Consider the following 15,088-nt stretch of genomic DNA (forward strand, 5'->3'; position numbering starts at 1 on the left):
CGTTCATGTTGTTGCGGCTTCGAGTGCGCCTGGTGGTGTTTGGGCGACCATCTGGTGGCCCCACACACTGGGTCGGTCGTACTGAGCGACTGTCCAGGTTTCCTCGTCGACGGTCACCGCATCCCAGCCGTACTCGANGTCAAACCCGCTCGGTGTGCGNACGTAAAACGACACCATCCGATCGTTGACATGGCGCCCCAACGTCATGCTCAGCGGAATGTTGCGCGACATGCACAGGTCATAAGCCATCCCCACGTCATCAAAACTTTGCACCTCGACCATCACGTGGTGCAGTCCCCGCACACCCGGCATCGGAGTCAACGCGATGCTGTGATGGCGCGGGTTGCAGTGGTAGAACCACAGATCCATGAAGGTGTAAATCTCATCGCTCTTCTTAAACCCCAACACCCCCCGCAAAAACCGGTCGGCCTGCGCAAGGTCCGGCGTCGCCANCACCACATGACCCAACCCCTGCGCACCGGTGACGAACCCCGANATCGCACGACCGGGCCGGAAGGAACCCGGCACCACCTTCTGACCGTAAAACAACTCATGACGCAACCCCGAAGGATCCGACAGCGTCACAAAGCCCAACACCCCGCGGGCTCGGGCCGGAAGGAACCCGGCACCACCTTCTGACCGTAAAACAACTCATGACGCAACCCCGAAGGATCCGACAGCGTCACAAAGCCCAACACCCCGCGGGCTGCGCAGTCCTCCTCGGTTCCCACCTCAAACCCAATGCCCCGCTTGTGCAGCAACTCCCCGGCAGCCTCAAGCGCATCCTCGCTGCCCACATCCCAGCCCGCATACAGCATCCGGTTGCGCTCTCCGTGATGCACAGCCAAACGATGATCGGCGTCGTCGATCCGCAACAGGACCGANCCTCGCTGCCCACATCCCAGCCCGCATACAGCATCCGGTTGCGCTCTCCGTGATGCACAGCCAAACGATGATCGGCGTCGTCGATCCGCAACAGGACCGATCCACTGGACGCCTCAACCGCCTCCATCCCCAAAACCTCCGGACCGAACGCCAACCACTCCTTCGCATCCGGAGACTCCACACCCACATAACCCAACGCTTTCACCAACATGTGTAAAACCTCCTATGTTGACCCGACGTCGATGCGCATCGCGCCGGTGGCAAGTTCCAGCCCTCCGGACGGCTGGTTGAGGCCCCGCACGCCCAAGCCGCCGTCGCTGTTGATGACGACGCCGGTCACCGCTCGCGAGTTGTCTGCAGACGCGAGTAGCAGATACAGGCCGGCGTGATCGGCGGGCTGCTGCGCGTACTGCAATGGGTTTGTAGTACTCATAATGTCGGCGATGCCGGGCACCGATGACAACACGTCCTGACCCTGGCCGAGGTCCTCGATTCCACGCAGGCCCGTTACCGTGCCGCCTGGAGCGACGCCATTCACCCTGATCTTCGGCGCCAACTCGTAGGCCAGTTCACGCACTACGCCAACGACTGCGTGCTTGGAAGCGGTGTACAGCGGGCCGCCACCGGAGGCATAGAAGCCAGAGTTGGAGACGGTGAAGATCATGCTCGGGCCATCGCTTTTGAGGAGTTCAGGAACGGCGGCCCTGGCACCAAGGAGGTAGCCCTTTACATTGACCGCGAAGATCTCATCGAAGGCGCTGCTGAGGTCGGCTCCGTCGAAACCCACCAAAGGGGCAAAGTAATCGAAGATCCCAGCGTTGCCGACGAAGACGTCGAGCTTTCCGAACGCATCGACCGTTTCGCGCACCGCCATGACGTTGTCTGCATACGACGTCACGTCACCTGTTACCGCGATGAGCCTGCCGTCGGCGTTGCCGATGGTAGCCAGGTCGCCTTCCGAGCGATCCAGGACGCCCACGCATGCGCCCTCGGCCAAGAAACGCTCGACCACGGCCAAACCGATTCCGGCTGCCCCGCCGGTCACCAGGGCGACTTGCCCGGTCAACCAACTCAAAACTATCGTCCCTCCGGTGATGCGCAATGCTCTTGTTGCTCTGCATCTGCCCACCAGCGTCCTCGCCGCTGAATGGGGGGTCTATCCGCGCAGCGCTGTCGAAGCTCCGATTCACGCGGGTCTCGATGCTCGGGCGAGGAGAGTGCGGGGGATGTCTACGCCAATGGTCCGATGGGATCGGAAGCCGCGTCCCAGACCACCCGCGGCAATGGACATAAGCGCGTGCCCGGATGTGCCTATGAGGACCTTTTCTCCGATGGGTGACACGACAAACCATGGGTTTCGAGGCGCCCCAACTCGTGACGCCACGCGATGGTCTCGTTGAAAGCGTTACCGAGATCAGGCAGCTCTGCTGCATCAGCGTCAGGCAAATCAGCCAGAGTGCCACCCGCAGAAGCGATCTGGAGCGACAAACGCGAGATCGTGTCGACGCTGATGGCCTGTAGTACGGCCCGCTCGACGGTTTCCGCAGCACTGGTGAGGCCGTGGGCCCGAAGAACGACCACCGGCCGGTCTGCCATAGCAGCAACCATTTCCTGGGCTAGTTGCCGATTGCGCACCAATACGCCTCGCCGATAGACCGGCACGCCAGCCGCGGCGAGCCGAAAACCGGGTATGTCAAACGCTCCGACAATCGGTCGGACAGCCAGACCGGCGAGATCGGCGGCGACTACCGCCTCGGGGTGCGCATGAACCACAGCATTGACATCGCGGCGGGTGCGGAGCACTTCGGTGTGCAGTGGCAATTCGTTCGGCGGCTGGTAACCATCGTCGAGTTCTCCTTTGCCGCCCGCTGTACCGTCCAACGTGACCATCCGGATGTCCTCTGCGCTGGTGAACGCGAGCCCTCGCTCGCGCGGACCACGACATCGGATCAGCAGTCGATCTCGGTCGACGCGCAGGCTGATGTGGCCGAGGATGCCTGGCGCCAAGTCGCGCGCCGCCAGGACGCGACAGGCCAGCGCGATGGCGTGTCGTTCGGTGTCTAGCCCTGCGCCCGAAGGGGTGGAGCTCATCGCCAGCTCGGGGTTTCGGTGTCGACGCCGTCCTTGACGACGACAGCGAAGTCTGCGGATGCCTTACCCAAACTGCGATGGGCGGTGCTGGCAGCGTAAATGGCCATCCGGTTCGCCTCCTTGTCCGTTCTTATGGAGCTTGGGCTGTTGAGGCCCCGAAGCAGAAGGGCATCGTTAACCACGAGCCATCACTTCCACGCAGTTAGGCGCTGTACCTAATAGCCTTACTGTATAACAGAGATCTACTCTGTAAAACAGAGACTCTGGTTTCGGTGTGGGCCTATTGTCGCCGACAGTCCGCGCAGGCGGCGCAACAACGACATTGAGACACATACCCTTTCGCGAGCGGCGTCTCGGCGGCCCACGGTTCTGCCGGTTGACTGGGCCAGAGGGTGGGCAGACATGCCCTCGTCCCAGGGTCACGGCCGACGACATCTTCCTTCGACCGTGGGGGTTCTCAGTGCAAACGTCGAGTAGGTCTGCGGATAACCCACACACCCGCCGAATCAAATTTCGCGTGCCTCACGTTCGACGCGCTAAACAGTGACTTCGCAGTTCGTCCAGGCGACGGCCATTCCCATCAGGGCGCGGGGAATGGGCTCATAGACGCTGGCCCATGGCGTGTTGCCGCCGACTGCGCCGACAGCACATATCCACGATCTCAGCTCGATGTTGCCAGAGTTGAGCAGGTCTTCGCTGGTCAGTTTGCTCAGCTCGTAGCCGTTTCCGGTAGCAAGGCACTTCAGGGTGCGGCGATCGAATTCGTCGTCGATTGAACCGTGAACGCGCGGCCCATCGTAGGCAGCCCATGGATAGCCGGCAGTGAAGTGTGAGAGCCCACCGGACGCGTAGAGACCTATCCGCTCGCCTGCGGGGCGGCGTGACCGCACGGCGTCGGCAATCGCGCGGCCGAGCGCGAAGCACCGTTTAGGCGACAACGACGGCACGTGAACGGCATTGAGGAATACCAACACCACCGGGATTTGGTGGTCTCCAAGGATATTGGCCACAATCTCGCCATGGGCGTGTGAGTGCAAGGTGGTCTCACGGAAATCGACAACGGTGGCGACGTCGAACCCCGCCTCGACGGTGTGCTCACTCAAGTCCTTACTGAGGTCGGGCGAACTTTTCCAAAACCGCGCGTCTGGCAAGAAGCGGTCAGACACTGTGAACCCCTCTCCGGTGTGGATGGCTATCTGGGGCAGTGCCGAACCGTCGAAGTTCTCGTTCTGGTCATCACCGATGATGATCAGGCAATCCAGTCGGTCTTGTCTGATGCTGTCACGCAGCCTTTGAAGCCCGTTCTCGATGTGCGCGTAACGCGCCGCAGCGTCGTCGAATGGTTCTTCGTCTTTCCTCAGGCGAGGTGGGGTCTTACCGCGTCGCAATGTGTACTTCTGCCTGTTCTTTATGCGGAAGCCTTCCCACCTGGGAGGCGGGATGAAAGTGAAGGCATGCGACGACGCGTAACCGGCTACAATCTCACCCACGATTTCTCCTCATCTGAAGTCACAGCGATACCTGTTGGGAGAGAACGACTTCGCGATCTTCGTAGGCCGACTGCAGGATGGCGAAACATACTTCTAGCGTCGCGCGCCCCCAGCGACCGTCGTGCTGAACAGGGCGGTCCTCAGTGATCGCCCGATGTAGTTCAGCCAACTCTGCGGCCCTGCCCCGCATGGTGCGCGCGACCGGTATTTCCTGTAATCCGTTCTGCCCGTACACCACCAGCCCGTCGGGCGACTGCCTGATCGCGCCGCGTTCGCAGGAAACCACGGTCAGGCCGAAGTAGGGGTGGTGGATGATCTCTCCGGGGGCGGAGTAACCCCACAGCTCCTGTGACTCTTCGGTCGTCGTCGCAGCACCGTAGCGGCCCTGCTCCTTCTGAGCTTCCAGTGCGACTTCAAGGTGGTCAGGGTTCTGACTGAGCGCAGCGAAGTTGCTGGCTACACGCTGGTTGGCTTGGGGACTGCGGCGGCCGCCGTCCTCTGCCACCCACGAGTGCAACTCCGCGACGTCGAAGAAAGCTCGCGCGTCATAGACGAGCGTCGCGGAAACTCCTGATTCGAATCCGAGATGACAGGTGTATCCCCCGACGCATTTCCGGACGTCGTCCCATATTGTCGACGCACGCACTGTTCTGGCCACACCGCCGACTATCTGCCGCACGATATCGACCTGGTGAGGCCCCTGGTTGAGAACTGGCCCGCTGGTCGAGCGCAATTCCGAAGTCGGCCACGGTCGCCGATTGAAGTCATTGAAGTTCCAGGTGTTCACCATGAGCAACTCGCCGAGATCGCCACTGCGTACCAGTTCGGCCATCGCTCGCACCGGCGCGTCGAAGCTGTGTGTGTGGCCGGCCATCAGCTGCACGCCCGCTGCCTGGGCCGCCTCGACCATTGCAGTGCAATCGTCGATCGACATGGCCAACGGCTTTTCGACGATCATGTGTTTTCTGTAATGTGCGGCCATCAGGGCATGCTCCCGATGCAGCTCGGGAGGGGTGGCGATGTAGACGACGTCCACGCTTGGATCGGCACACAGTTGCTCTGCGTCGGTATAGGTGCGGCCTGCGAACTCGGTGGCGAAGCGGGCGAGCGAGTGTGATCGGGTATCCGCAGCCGCCACAACCCGATACGGCAGCGTCGACATGTCCGGGTACTGCTGGAAGATTCTGGCGACTGCCTGACCGATTCCGAGAAATCCCAGGCCTAGTTCGCGTGAAGCGACATCTGTCATGTGTGCGACCTAACTGAGGGCTATTGGACGACTGGGCATTAGAAGAAGATCGAAATCGCTCGTGGCAGAACGCTATGAGCCAGGGTGATGACCCGGGCGGCCAGCAGCAGGCCCGAGTGCTTGTCTCGGCGTAGAACGTCTTGTCGTTTGCCGATAAAGAAGCTCTCGTGGCGTTCATGGCGCACGAGAAACACCATGACGCTGGATCGGACGCAGAGCTCTTGATCGGACACATCGGTGACCAGGATGTCGCTGACAATGCGCTGAGTGATCGTGCGTGGAGTTTCCCCGGGAGCGAGCCCAGTAGCCAGCCGGGCAATTCTCAGCTTCAGCGATTCGTAGTCGTCGTTGAACAACAGAAACGGCGGTAGGCCGTCATCATCGTCGACCGGATGCGTGCTGGACTCTGGGAATGGCATCGTGTATCTGACATCCGGCGCCAATAAGCCCAGCCACTCGTCCAGCCGCCCATCATCGAGAAGCATGGTCTCCCGCGCATAGAATTCGTTTATTCGCAGCCGCAGTTCCACGTCCAACTGGCTGGTCTCCATGGCTAGGCCGGCTCCGTCATAGTTCGGTGCCAGTGCCGATAGAACTCGCGCTGGTAGGCTTCGCTGATCTGCGGCCTGACATTGCCGGGTAACTCCGCAACCAGCGACTCCATTGGTTCGACGTCCTCGCCGAGTGAGTAGTTGAACGGCACATCCCGGGCGACTCCGGTGTCAAGGGCGTCAGACAATCGTTCGAAGTTTTCGTGATCATCGGGCGTCACGAGACCGGCCGCCGATTGCCGCTGACTCAAGACGAAGACCATACGTTCCTTGACAGCACGGGGCGCGGAGCTTTCCACCAAACACCACTCCCAAACCTCGGTCAACCGCGGTCCCCGAGGCTGCCACATGATGAATCCCCGACCGTAAAAAGCCGTGCCCATGCCAATCATGCTGAAGTTTGGGAAGATATTGGCTACGTGAAAGCTGTAGGGCTGCACGGGGGATGTCGCCAACCGCTCGTCTTGCAGGCGCTGCCGCTCGGTTAGCCAGTCGACTGCTTCGGTACCCAGCGTTTCGGCTTGGGCGAGATCGTCCTGATAGAAATTCTTACCGACTGCCAGTTGCAGCAACCCATGGGGCGCGCAGCCGTCGAGAACCACGCTGTAGTGCTGCCCCTCGTCTATCGAAAAGTTGATGCGGGCAGTCTGCCCAGCTTTCGACAGTGCGGAAACCGATCCGTGAGTGGCAGCGAAGTGATACTGGTCGCCGCCGAAGTTCTCGGCCAACAACTTCCAGTTGACGGGCATGAGGTAGCGGTGCAGGCCGGGAACGACCTGCAGGCCGTTGGGGTCACAGTCGAGTAGAAAGTTGTCGAGGTACCACAGCAGGCCCTCCCCCAGATATTCTTCCAGCGGCGGCGCCGACTGATCCCAGCAAGCAAAGATAAGTCCTTTGTAGGTAGCTACCCGGGGGGAGACGAGGCCCATGCTGGCCTTATCAAACTGCGGCCCGTAGGCGCTCTCGGCTAGCGGAACACTGCGCAGCCGTCCGGCAGTGTCGTAACTCCAGCCGTGATAGCTGCAGTGAAAGATGTTCGCGTTGCCCATGTCGAACTGACAGACTTTATTGCCCCGGTGCCGACATTTGTTCAGCAGCACACGAACACGAGATTCCTTGTCCCGGCATACGATCACGGCGTCGTCGGCCATATAGGTTGTGCGGAAGTCACCGGGCTTGGGGATCATGGACTCGTGGCCGACGAATAGCCACGACCGCTTGAAGATGGAGTCGAGTTCCCGCTGGTACACCGCCTCGTCGTAGAAGGCCGAGGAGTCTATCGGCAGCGCCGGGCCGGTTTTGGAACCGATTGTCTCCATCAACGTTGCCCTCGGGACTCGCGATCACCTTGAAGATAGTTGGTGAGGATTTGGTTGAACTCTTCCGGCCGTTCCCACTGCGGCCAATGGCCACAATCCTCCATCAATGCGAATTCAGCGCCGGGAATTAGCTCGGCTGCCCGCCGTCCGAATTCCACCGTCGCCGAGGGATTGTGACTCGTCCACAGCACGAGCGTGGGCCTGGTCAAGCTGGTCAATCGCTCAGCCGTGAGATTGTCCTCAGCAGTCGCCGCTGAGGGCGGCGCCGTCGCGTTCGTCAGTGCCGACCGCGATTCTTCGCTCTGGTAAAGCGCCCACCGCAGCGCCACCAGTTCATCGGTCAGGTCGCGGTCAGGGTGGTGGAAAAGCCACGCCATCCTCTCCCGCACATTCGCCGGACTCGGGTCAGCCAGGAATTGCCGGGTGACCCGGGCAAGCTCTGCGCGCCCGGCAGCGGTGCGAGCCTCGGCATCGGCGCCGACCTCTAGCGTCAACCGCGCGCCGCACACGTAGATCAACCGGTCGACACGGTCGGGATGTTCCAACGCAGTCCACGCCGCGATCCAACCTCCTAACGACTCGCCGACCAGGTGGGCTCGGTCGATGCCTTCCTGGTCCATGTATCCGAGTAGGTGACTGACATAGTCCTTACGGTTCGGGGCGACCTCACAACCACTGGTGAGACCGTGACCCAACAGGTCCAGCGCATGCACTCGGAAATGACGCGACAGCGCCGTCACATTGCGGGCGAAGGCTTCGGCGTGACCGCCTCCCCCGTGCAGGAGAATGAGGTCCGGACCTTCCCCTGCCTGAATCGTCCTGGTACGTATACCGGCTACATCCACGAAGCGTGTTTCCGCTCCAAGCAAGCTCACACAAATTGAAGCGTCTTTATGCAACCTTCGACATCCCCTCAGCCAGTGCAGTACCCAGTTTTTATCATACTTCACGAATATCTGCAAGGTAGAAATTTAGGCTCCTGTGTAAATGGACTCTCGAAGGGGAGACGATGCCCACGTCAAGCGGGCGCAGCGGTGCGGCTGGCGACGCAAACTGTCGACCATCACATCGACACAGTTCTTCGCTGCGGTCGTGCAGCGTCGTATCAATAATTCTTTCTGTGCCGCAATGTCATTCGCACCTCGCGACAAACCCTGAACGCCACGCGGACTGCCACGTTTCACCAAGGTCGGACGCAACCTAGCCGACGAGCGAACGTTCTTCTCGGGAGTACTCACTACCTGAGTGCACCCGATAGACCCCTCAGTTGGAGCCGTGGATGCCAAGCGAGGACCGGTGAGTGGACGTCAGCACCGTAGCGGCGTCGACCGTCCTATACCCGGGGACCGATCAGGAGGTGCGCTGGCCACTCGGGTAGTTCTCCAAACAATCTATTAGTTCGTTCAGTCGTGCAAGCAGCTGCTGCCTGTGTCGCGGGTTGATACCGGCAAAGAGTCTCTGCAGAAAGTCGTAATGACCGGGCAGAAACTCGGTCATGAACTGATCGCCCTTCTTCGATATCGCGACCACAACCGAGCGCCGATCGCGGGGATTCACCTTGCGTGTGACAAAACCTGCCTTGGTCAGCGTGTCCACCACGCTCGTCAGGCTGGCTTGGCGTACAGAAATAGAATCGGCCAGTGCGCCCATCGTCATCGGCCCGTCGGCGCGCTTCAGGACGGTCAGAACGTTGAACTGGCTCATCGAGAGGTCTACCGGCGTCAACTCATCGACGGCGACCCGACCGAAGGCGGTCACAGCACGGTAGAGCGCAAGCGGGAGCGCCAACGAAGAGGGGTCGTGATCGGGTCCGGCTTCGCGGGTCTTGGCCGCGACCTGTTCGGCCATCGTCAACTTCTCGGTACTCATGAAGTCCCTTGCAACGTTGATCAGCGGTTCGGCAGACATCTCCACCCGGGTGCCGATCATACCGGCAAATGGCTGGTGGTCTTTCTTTCTGCTCACCGATATTCGACCCGTTAACAATTCAGTTAGCTATACAGCGTGACGGGGGTCGCACTCAAGACGTAGGGGTTCACTTCGGAGGCATCGACCGGATTCGCTGAAGAAGTTCTGTGCTTTCGGGGTAGGCACGGTCGCGAAACTCCGAGGCCGCAACACTTTGGAAGAAGTCCACGACGGGCTCAAGCGTCCTGCTGCGGATACCGGCGTTCGTCGCCATACTTTCCGCCAGCGCGGAGTCTTTCGTAATGGTGCTAGCGGGGGCGCGGTTCCTAACTGACTCGGTGTCGTGGCGGAAGTACGCCGCCGCCGTAGTGAGACCCGAGTCCCCCCCGCTGCACTCCGCGATCGCGTCGGCTACCTCGCCGGCATTCAATCCCATCGCCTCAGCGATTAAGAGGGCTTCCGCCGAAGCGAGATACCAGCTGTACTTGACGTGCTGGTTGAGAAGCTTGGTGGCATATCCCGCACCTCGATGGCCGCAGTACACCAAGGTGCGCGAGACGGCGGCGAGGACATCGGCATCAGGGCCGAGCACCCCGCTTGGCCCTCCGACCAGAACGGTCATGTTCGGCGCCTTTCGGCTGACGGGGCAATCGACAAAACGCCTCCCAGCCGCGTCGTAGGCCTGACCGATGATCGCTGCAACCTCGGGATTACAGGTCGACATATCCAGCAGGGCGGCCCCGTCGGCAAGGCCGGCCAGGACACCTCGCTCCGACCCGAGCGCCACCTCCAGTACCTGACTCGGCCCCGGGAGGAACGTCAAAACGACATCACATGCGCCGGCCAACTCACGCGCGTCCGCAGCAGCCTCGGCGCCTAGCTCGACAACTGGGCGTAACACGTCGGGCCGAATGTCGAAACAAACCACCGAATGGTCCGTCGCGAGAAGCGACTCTGCCAGCGCGGAACCCATGGCGCCCAAGCCGATCACGCCGACCCGCCTCATGACAGCAGCCGGCCCAACGCCACCTTCTGCGCCGGCTGTCAACACTTTTGGCATACCACGGCGCCGTGTGCGTGCTGAGAAATCAAAATGACGGCTATTGCAATGCCGGATCGGCGAATTCGACCCTGTTTCGCTTCGCGGCCTCGATGAGGGCTCTCACGTCGCCGGGGCCGTTGGACGCGGCATCCACATCGGAGAAGAAATCCAGCGCGCCGCCCGGGGTAGACGAGGTCGTGAGCCATCGGGCGCCGTCAGAGCGAACGCGATAGGAGTGCACGACGCCGGCCGGCACTCGAATCGCATCACCCACCTGCAGGGTCGCTTCTTCGCCGCCGCGGCTTACCCACAGTTCGCCCTCCAGCACGACATAGCTTTCATCCCAGGGATGCTGGTGCGGAGGCGGTCCAGATGATTCAGGTGCGCGCACCTCGAACATCTGGTAGCCGTCGCCGATCAGAAGCGGGCGCATTTCCTCTGTCATCACTTTCAGGGCGGTCACATCGTCGGCACATCGCTGTGGTTCGAGGAACGTAGACATTCCAGAGGCCCCCTTCTTGGTCGTCCGGCGCGAAAGGATATTTAGGGAACGCTATATTCTTAACCCCTGATGGTCAAGGGTCAAAGATTGGGAGGCATTTTCACAGGATGATCGAGAGGTTCTTGGCAAGCAGCACCGCCTGGTCCAGGAGTAGCCGGCGACGACACAGTTGCCAATCGCCAGCCACACTGCGCCGCAATCGGTCCCTGCGGCGGCCGACCAGAAAATCCGTTTCATCGGTGACCCGATTCCGGTACACCAGGAAGCGGCAGCTCACCTCGACTTCCGCGTCTTCTACCGCCTCGATACGCACGTTGGTGACTAGGTGTGACACTCGCGATACTGGTTCTTCCGCCCAGTGCAGTCCCGTCATCAACTGCTCCACCCGCGAAGTGACCGTCTCCTTCCCCTCGTCGAACCAGCAGATGTCGCTACCTTGCTGAGTCTGTTCCAGCTGCGCGAGGTCGTCGTACGCCACGTTCGTCCGCAGGGGAACGGAATACTCGTAGTCCTCGGTGAGCAGACCGAGCCATTCGGAGTAACGTCGTTCGTCGAGCAGGTCGGCTTCCCGATAAAGAAAGTCGGCAATATCGGCCTGAAGCAGCAACTTCTCTACCGCATCCTGCCTCGTGGAAATTTCACCGCCCGTTGCACTCACGACCGTGCGGCTCTCTCGTCGGATTTGGCAAGTTCGGTGAGTTGAGGCCACGAGAGGTTGTCCACGAACTCGGCCCATCGCCGGTAAAAGGCGCGAGCATTCACCTCACCGGCGATGGGCTGGTGAGAATGCACAGCCTGGTCGAGCGCACTGGGAGTTTCCATATCGAGACCCTGCTGATAGTTGTACGGATACCGCCGGGCTATCACGCCCTGGCTGGCCTGCGTCGCGTAATTCCAGTTCTCCATATCGTCTTGCTCCGTCATCCCTCCAGGACCCGAGTAGCGCATGTAATAGCGGCGCAGCCAGTCACGTACATCATCGGGTGCGTTCTTGTCGATGAGGTACCACCGCCACACTTCGGTTTCGGTGGGGCTGATCGGGTGTGACACCAGGATCGTCCGCGGAAAACCGGCCGAAAACGACATATTGGGGAACATCGTCGCTGGGCCACGACCACCGAGCTGTCTGCCCTGCGCCTGCAGTCGCTCCTTGCGGACCGCCCACGCCTGGGAGAAGTACTCACTCAAGGCCGGTTCTTCGGCGAACTCAGGATAGGGAATCTCATACGCCAGATTGTCCGACGCGCCATGGCCCATCCGAAACGACGTCTTCACACGGCCCTTCGAAAAACCACCCTGATCCTGTCGTTCACCGTGACGCCGGGAGTTTCTGCCACCCGGCCCGATGCCCACCTGTTCAACCGAGGCATGGGTCGTCGCCCCGTGATAGGTATCGCCCAAGAAATTCTCTGAGACGAATTTCCAATTTGATTTGATGCGCCACTTCTGCACCCCACGGAACACCTCGGTACCACCTTCCGTACCATCAAAAGCATCAGACAGGTTATCCAGCCAATGATGAAAGTCCCCAACGTATTCATCGAACTCCGGGGCTGATGGATCCCAGCACGCGAATACCAGGCCCTTGTAATTGTGCACCTTGGCAGCCCTGACAAGTCCCCAGGCCGCTTTGTCAAGGCCGTTGCCGTAGGCCATGCCCTGCTGCGGCACACCGTGCAAATCCCCCGGGGTGGACACCAGCGAACCGTCCATCGAGTACGACCAGCCATGATAGGGACAGGTGAACTGGAGCGCGCGACCCTCGTCGTAGCGACACACCGCCATACCCCGATGTCGGCACGAATTGAGCAAGACATTCACACCACCCTGAGCGTCACGGGTCAACAACACCGGATCCGAGCCCATCCTCGACGAGAAGAACTGACCCGGCGCAGAGACCTGCGAGGCATGACCCACAAACAACCAGCTCCGCGGAAACAAATACTCCAACTCACGGTTGAAAATCGAAGCATCGGTGAAGATTTCGCGACTGATCTCCCCGCGATCGACATCGACGAGACTACGAGCGGTCGTGTCCGAACCGCCTGAAGTACTCATTCTTAACGTCATCGGTACCTTTCCTTTGCTGTAATGCCCGAATCACCCCGAGACAGCCGTAACTCAAATCACCACAAACCGTCACCGCGTCTGCCGGGCACCGATCTCACGCGTCGAAGTGGAAGTGGAGCCAGATCCTGATTGAGGATGCAATACACGAGAACTCATGTCGGTTGAGACTCAAGGACATTCGACGATCCGACTCGTCTCCACCATGCATCCGACCCCCTGATACTTGCGCCGTTCACGGCCGTCTCACTCACACCGTTGCGAGACGTAGAGCCGAGACGGGACAACTGCGAATCGCAGTGACAATCCGCGCCTCATCGCTCTCGGCTACCGTGTCATCAAGAATGACAACAGTTCCCGCATCACCGATGTCGAAGACGTCGGCCGCTGCAACGACACAGTTCGCGTAGCCCTGGCAGACCTCCACGTCCGCCTTGATAACACTCATCGGAACCCTCCTTCTCCTACAGAACTCTGATCAGCATTGCTTTTTGCCGTTGAGATGAATGGCGGCAACCCCTTGCGCCGCTTGCCGATCCCCGGCGAAGACACCGAATTCGAGATCTACGACGTCTGCGCCTGCCTGCGCATGCTTGCCGGTCACCGTCCATCGCGCCTGCACCACGTCGCCCGGGTGAACTGAGGCACTCATCTTAAACGGACCCAGCTGCACCAACCTGCCGCGAAGGCCCATCCAGCGACGAAGCCCGGTCTCGAAAAGAGTTTCCAGGCCACGAGTATTGAAGATGATGTCGGCAAGCCCCGCGGCATGAGCGGCCGCGGCGCTGTGGTGTATCCCGGAAAACATGCGATCCGCGGCAATGTTCATCACCATGCGCTGGTAAGTCAGGGCCAGAGCCGGTCCGCGCACTTGCGCACCGACCGTAACGTCGTCGAACTGAAGTGGCGTGTTCCAGTCGACACTGGTATCGGCATCGTCCACTGAGCGCGTGCGGGGACCTCGGTCGCCCTGCTGGGCGCGGGCCGAAGTGCCGGGCTCAGGCCTGGAGGCGTCGTCTGGGTCGTAGTTGAAGACGGTATTTCGGTTGCGCGCGACCAGTTCTCCCGAAACCTTCACGTACTCCGACTCGTATTGCAGGAAGATTCCGGTACCTACCCGGGTGCGCTTCTGCTCTACCGAGATGATCGTCGTAGTCCCCTGCAACCTGTCCCCGAGGTATAGCGGTGTGTGGTACTGCCACTCGCTGCTGACGTTGACCGATCGGCTGAACGGCAGAGCCAGCGTGTCGGTGATGTTGCCCGTCATCTCCTGCCCGTCGACCAGATAGGGACTGGGCTGTCCGGGTGCCCAATACGGCGGCAGCCCCCACAGCGGGGTCATCGTCACCGGGGCCACAACGCCGAGGTAGCCGTGCGCCTTCGCTGCCGCCTCGTCGTCATGCAGCGGACAGGAAAAGGTGAAAACCTCCAGTTTGCGGCGGATGTCGTTCTGCGTCACCGAGTCGGCGCCTCGAAAGTGGATCTTCTCACCGACACGATCGCGCAACTCGTCAGCGGCGGCCATTGCCCCGCACTTCCGCAGCGGGCAGCCGAAATGCCGGCAGCACAACATCATCGGCGGCGTGCACATAGACAACCTCGACGGCCGCATCAACCAGCATCGCCGTCCCGTCGGCAACTAGGTCCACTATCCGTGCCACCATCCGCACACCCTCATCCATTTCGACAACGGCGCACACGAACGGGACGGCCTCGTCGAACCCGGGATGCAGCGCGCGGTGAATAACCGTGTGGCTGAATACCACTCCCCTGCCCGACGACCTCTGCCAAGACCAGGAGTTACTGCCGCAGCCAGCACACGTCAGGCGAGGAACGTGACGCCAGCGATCGCACCTTGAACACCGCTGAAACGACAGCTCTTCACGTCGGCAATGCTCATAGAACTGGGCCGTGAGACCTTCCAGGGATGGCAACGGCGGTGCTGCGACATCCGGTCCCGTTCGCCTCACATCGGTCCCCTTGT

17 protein-coding genes and 1 pseudogene are annotated in these 15,088 nt (G+C 60.8%); all 18 read right to left on the minus strand.

What is annotated here, in order from left to right; genetic code table 11:
* Positions 1-3 precede the first annotated feature (3 nt).
* Positions 4-597 carry a VOC family protein gene (locus H7I57_RS32790; protein ID WP_443678351.1) on the minus strand — a complete coding sequence of 198 codons (594 nt, stop codon included), beginning with the start codon at positions 595-597 and terminating at the stop codon, positions 4-6.
* Positions 582-875, minus strand: a complete 294-nt coding sequence (locus tag H7I57_RS32795) for a VOC family protein (protein WP_264028502.1) — start codon at positions 873-875, stop codon at positions 582-584. The genes H7I57_RS32790 and H7I57_RS32795 overlap by 16 nt, the downstream gene beginning before the upstream one ends.
* A gap of 116 nt (positions 876-991) precedes the next feature.
* Positions 992-1,096: pseudogene (locus H7I57_RS33945) on the minus strand (VOC family protein); the annotation flags it as partial.
* Between the two features lie 12 nt (positions 1,097-1,108).
* Positions 1,109-1,960 (minus strand): 3-(cis-5,6-dihydroxycyclohexa-1,3-dien-1-yl)propanoate dehydrogenase, encoded by an 852-nt coding sequence (hcaB, locus tag H7I57_RS32800; protein WP_122963548.1) that lies wholly within the window; start codon positions 1,958-1,960, stop codon positions 1,109-1,111.
* A gap of 236 nt (positions 1,961-2,196) precedes the next feature.
* Positions 2,197-2,976: a 3,4-dihydroxyphthalate decarboxylase gene (gene phtC, locus H7I57_RS32805; RefSeq protein WP_036348132.1), complete on the minus strand. Its 780-nt coding sequence runs from the start codon at positions 2,974-2,976 to the stop codon at positions 2,197-2,199.
* Positions 2,977-3,512: 536 nt separating this feature from the next.
* On the minus strand, positions 3,513-4,466 hold the full coding sequence (locus tag H7I57_RS32810) for a DODA-type extradiol aromatic ring-opening family dioxygenase (protein ID WP_264028503.1): 954 nt from the start codon (positions 4,464-4,466) through the stop codon (positions 3,513-3,515).
* Positions 4,467-4,485: 19 nt separating this feature from the next.
* Positions 4,486-5,715, minus strand: a complete 1,230-nt coding sequence (locus tag H7I57_RS32815) for a Gfo/Idh/MocA family protein (protein ID WP_036348126.1) — start codon at positions 5,713-5,715, stop codon at positions 4,486-4,488.
* A gap of 38 nt (positions 5,716-5,753) precedes the next feature.
* Complete coding sequence (locus tag H7I57_RS32820) at positions 5,754-6,266, minus strand: aromatic-ring-hydroxylating dioxygenase subunit beta (RefSeq protein WP_036348123.1); 513 nt, start codon at positions 6,264-6,266, stop codon at positions 5,754-5,756.
* Positions 6,267-6,268: 2 nt separating this feature from the next.
* Positions 6,269-7,585, minus strand: a complete 1,317-nt coding sequence (locus tag H7I57_RS32825; protein WP_011562975.1) for an aromatic ring-hydroxylating oxygenase subunit alpha — start codon at positions 7,583-7,585, stop codon at positions 6,269-6,271.
* Positions 7,585-8,484 carry an alpha/beta fold hydrolase gene (locus tag H7I57_RS32830; RefSeq protein WP_036348119.1) on the minus strand — a complete coding sequence of 300 codons (900 nt, stop codon included), beginning with the start codon at positions 8,482-8,484 and terminating at the stop codon, positions 7,585-7,587. Before H7I57_RS32830 ends, H7I57_RS32825 begins: the two co-directional genes overlap by 1 nt.
* A 451-nt stretch (positions 8,485-8,935) precedes the next feature.
* Positions 8,936-9,454 (minus strand): MarR family winged helix-turn-helix transcriptional regulator, encoded by a 519-nt coding sequence (locus H7I57_RS32835; protein ID WP_036348802.1) that lies wholly within the window; start codon positions 9,452-9,454, stop codon positions 8,936-8,938.
* A 166-nt stretch (positions 9,455-9,620) separates the two neighbouring features.
* Positions 9,621-10,499, minus strand: a complete 879-nt coding sequence (locus tag H7I57_RS32840) for an NAD(P)-dependent oxidoreductase (protein ID WP_036348799.1) — start codon at positions 10,497-10,499, stop codon at positions 9,621-9,623.
* 94 nt (positions 10,500-10,593) lie between these two features.
* Positions 10,594-10,998, minus strand: a complete 405-nt coding sequence (locus H7I57_RS32845; RefSeq protein WP_264028505.1) for a cupin domain-containing protein — start codon at positions 10,996-10,998, stop codon at positions 10,594-10,596.
* A 139-nt stretch (positions 10,999-11,137) separates the two neighbouring features.
* Complete coding sequence (locus tag H7I57_RS32850; protein WP_036348113.1) at positions 11,138-11,695, minus strand: 3-phenylpropionate/cinnamic acid dioxygenase subunit beta; 558 nt, start codon at positions 11,693-11,695, stop codon at positions 11,138-11,140.
* Complete coding sequence (locus H7I57_RS32855) at positions 11,692-13,107, minus strand: aromatic ring-hydroxylating oxygenase subunit alpha (protein WP_308204419.1); 1,416 nt, start codon at positions 13,105-13,107, stop codon at positions 11,692-11,694. Before H7I57_RS32855 ends, H7I57_RS32850 begins: the two co-directional genes overlap by 4 nt.
* A 247-nt stretch (positions 13,108-13,354) precedes the next feature.
* Entirely contained in the window at positions 13,355-13,552 is a 198-nt protein-coding gene (locus H7I57_RS32860; RefSeq protein ID WP_011562965.1) for a ferredoxin, read from the minus strand.
* A gap of 30 nt (positions 13,553-13,582) precedes the next feature.
* Positions 13,583-14,629 carry an FAS1-like dehydratase domain-containing protein gene (locus H7I57_RS32865; RefSeq protein WP_011777829.1) on the minus strand — a complete coding sequence of 349 codons (1,047 nt, stop codon included), beginning with the start codon at positions 14,627-14,629 and terminating at the stop codon, positions 13,583-13,585.
* Complete coding sequence (locus tag H7I57_RS32870; RefSeq protein WP_011559077.1) at positions 14,616-15,074, minus strand: Zn-ribbon domain-containing OB-fold protein; 459 nt, start codon at positions 15,072-15,074, stop codon at positions 14,616-14,618. Before H7I57_RS32870 ends, H7I57_RS32865 begins: the two co-directional genes overlap by 14 nt.
* Between the last annotated feature and the right edge of the window lie 14 nt (positions 15,075-15,088).

The sequence above is a fragment of the Mycolicibacterium pyrenivorans genome, assembly GCF_025821625.1.
Taxonomy (GTDB): domain Bacteria; phylum Actinomycetota; class Actinomycetes; order Mycobacteriales; family Mycobacteriaceae; genus Mycobacterium; species Mycobacterium pyrenivorans.